The sequence below is a fragment of the Longimicrobium sp. genome, assembly GCF_036554565.1.
Lineage (GTDB): Bacteria > Gemmatimonadota > Gemmatimonadetes > Longimicrobiales > Longimicrobiaceae > Longimicrobium.
Genome location: NZ_DATBNB010000896.1, coordinates 1 through 2,821, shown reverse-complemented (window position 1 = coordinate 2,821; position 2,821 = coordinate 1). Strand labels below are relative to the sequence as shown.

Here is a 2,821-nt window from a genome sequence, read left to right as displayed (position 1 = left end):
GCGAGGGGAGGGTGAAGAAGAAGGTGCTTCCCTCCCCAGGCCGGCTTTCCACCCAGATGCGCCCGCCGTGCTGGTTGACGATGCTGCGGCAGATGGCCAGCCCCAGCCCGGTGCCCCCCTTGTCGCGCGCGTCGGACGAATCCACCTGCTGAAAGCGCTCGAAGATGCTTTCCAGGCGGTCCTCGGGAATGCCGCGCCCCTGGTCCTGCACGCGAAAGAGCACGTCGCCGGCCACGGGCTCGGCGGTGACCGTCACCTCGCCACCGGGGGGCGAGAACTTGACGGCGTTGCTCAGCAGGTTGGTGAGCACCTGCAGGATGCGGTCGGGGTCGGCGGTCAGCGGCAGGTCGTCGGCCCAGGCGTACAGCTGCACCCCCGCCTTTTCGGCCATGGACGACATCACCTCCACCGCCTGGTGCGCCAGCTCGGCCGCGCGCACCCGCCGCACCTCCATGGTCACGCGGCCAGACTCGATGCGCTCGATGTCGAGAATGTCGTTGATCAGCCGCACCAGCCGGTCGGTGTTCTGAACGGCGATCTCCAGCATCCGGCGGCCCTTCACGGGCATCTCCCCCAGCTTGCCGGCGGCCAGCAGCCCCAGCGAGCCGCGGATGGAGGTGAGCGGGGTGCGCAGCTCGTGGCTGACCACGGACACGAACTCATCCTTCATCCGCTCCACCTCGCGCCGCTCGGTGACGTCGCGAAAGGTGATCACGGCCCCCGTCACCCGCCCGGCCTCCAGCATGGGCGTGGAGGCGTACTCCACGGGGAACGAAGAGCCGTCGGCGCGGCGGAACACGGCGTCGGGAACGGCGCGGGGGGCGGCGGTGGAAAGGGTGGCGCGGATGGCGTTGACGCCCAGGTCCACCCGCGCTCCGCCCCCCAGCCCCAGCACCGCCTCGAAGGGCCGGCCGATGACGTCGTCGGGCTGAACGCCCAGCATTTCGCTGGCCGCGGGGTTGATGAAGAGGGTGTAGCCGTGCGGGTCGATGCCGTAGATGCCCTCGGCGGCGGCGTCCAGGATCAGCTCGTTCTGGCGGCTGATGCGCAGCAGGGCGCCGCGGGCCAGCTCCTTTTCGGCGATCTCGGCCTGCATGGCCCGGTTCACCTCGTGCACGCGGCGGGTGCGGCGCTGCACCATGCCGGCGGTGGCCAGGGCCAGGGCAATGGCCAGGAAGAAGCCGGCGGGCACCAGCACCGCCGTGCGCCGCTCCAGCGCGTTGGCCCGCGCGCTGCGCTCGCGCAGCAGCGCCGACTCGGCCGTCTCCACCGCGCCCAGCTCGCGGCGCACCACCGCCACGCGCTCGCTGCGGCGCTCGGCGCCGGCCAGGTCGCTCGCGGCGCGGATGGCGTCGTCCCGCGAGGTGGCCGGGTCCAGCACCCCCGACTCGCGCTGCATGCGAATGAAGTCGGCGAAGGCGCGCTCGATGACATCCGTGCGCAGCCGCTGCCCGCCCTCGGGCTCGCCGACGACCATCGAGCGCAGGCGCGCGGCCTCCAGGGTGAACAGCGTCTGGCCGGCCCTCCACTGCTCCAGGTAGCGCGGGGCGCGGGTCAGCGCATATCCGCGGTACCCGGCCTCCACCTCGGCCAGCCCTTCCTGCATCTGCACCGTGGCCGACAGCACGCGGTACGTCTGCATGCTGCCGCGGTTGGCCTCGCCCAGCTCGCGGATGGTCAGGTACGCCTGCACCACCAGCACCACCACCACCGCCAAAAAGAGGGCGAAGGTGATCAGGAAGCGGCGCGAGGCGGTGCTGGCGGCGTCGGTCAACGGACTGGCTGCGGGTGGCGCGATGGCCCCGTGGCGGGGGCGTACGCCCGCGGGTATGCGGAAAACATGCCCGTGCGGGCAGGTGGTGTCAAACGGGGGCCGGGGTCAGGAGCCGGCCCCAAACGGACCGCCCCCAAACAGCGGCGCCGCCCCGGCGGGGGCGGCGCGCGATACATCGCGGGAACACGCGCGGGGGCTACTCCTCGCCCGCGTCGCCCGTCTCGCCGCCGCCGCCCTGCAGGCGGCTTTCCACGAACTCCACCCCCTCGGGAGTGATGGCGTACTGCTTCCGGGCCTGGCGGGTGGTGCCCATCTTCTTCTTTTGCACCATCAGCGGCGGCTTGGCCCGCAGGTTCGACTCGATGGCGCGCGTGATGTTGGGCACGGGAATGCCGGCGCGCTTGAGCTCGGCGTTGATGGCCTGGCTGGTGACCGTCTTGTCGGCCTTGCCCCGCGACAGCGTGTACGCACCCAGGAGTGCGCGCTCGGCCATGGTCTCGGGATGCCACTGCTCCAGCAGCGATCCCATGCTCATGCCGGCGCGGGGCCCCCGGCGCACGCCCAGCCCGCTTCCCTTGGGACGGCCGGGGCGGCGGCGCGGCGCTTCTTCGCCCTCGCCCCCCTCATCGGCCGAGGCGGCAGCCGCGGCGCGGGGGCGGGCGGGCGCGGCGGCGCGGCCGAAGGCGTGCTCCAGCAGGATGTCGCGCGCGCGCTCCTTGAGCACGGGGTCGTAGCTGGATATTGCGGTGTTGATCTCGTCGAGCAGCTCTTTGATCGGCCGGAGGTCTTCCATGGGACCCTGTCTCCTGGGGCAAGCGGCCGGTGCGGTGGGGCTTCAGGGGCGCGCCGGCACGGCGGGTGTCTTTGCGGTGGTGCCGCAATGTTGCTGTGTGGGCATATTTAAACGCCCCCTTGCACCGCCGTCAAGTATTCTCTGTGCGCCTCCTCGCCGAAGCATACGAGGATCACCCGCCGGGGATGCGGGTTCCGGGACAGGAACCGGGCCACTTCGCCCGCCGCAATGCGCGCCGCCCGATGCACCGGAAA

The 2,821-nt window shown here is 71.9% G+C and carries 2 protein-coding genes; both read right to left on the bottom strand.

Going from position 1 to position 2,821, the window contains the following annotated elements:
* Positions 1–1,774, bottom strand: a 1,774-nt coding sequence (locus VIB55_RS25010; protein WP_331879418.1) for an ATP-binding protein, incomplete at its 3' end; no start/stop codon positions are given.
* Between the two features lie 196 nt (positions 1,775–1,970).
* A complete protein-coding gene (locus tag VIB55_RS25005) occupies positions 1,971–2,567 on the bottom strand; it encodes a hypothetical protein (RefSeq protein ID WP_331879417.1) in 597 nt (198 codons plus the stop codon).
* Positions 2,568–2,821: the final 254 nt, after the last annotated feature.

Excerpts from the sequence above, each read along its gene's own strand:
- VIB55_RS25005 (WP_331879417.1), bottom strand. The coding sequence starts at position 2,567 with ATGGAAGACCTCCGGCCGATCAAAGAGCTGCTCGACGAGATCAACACC.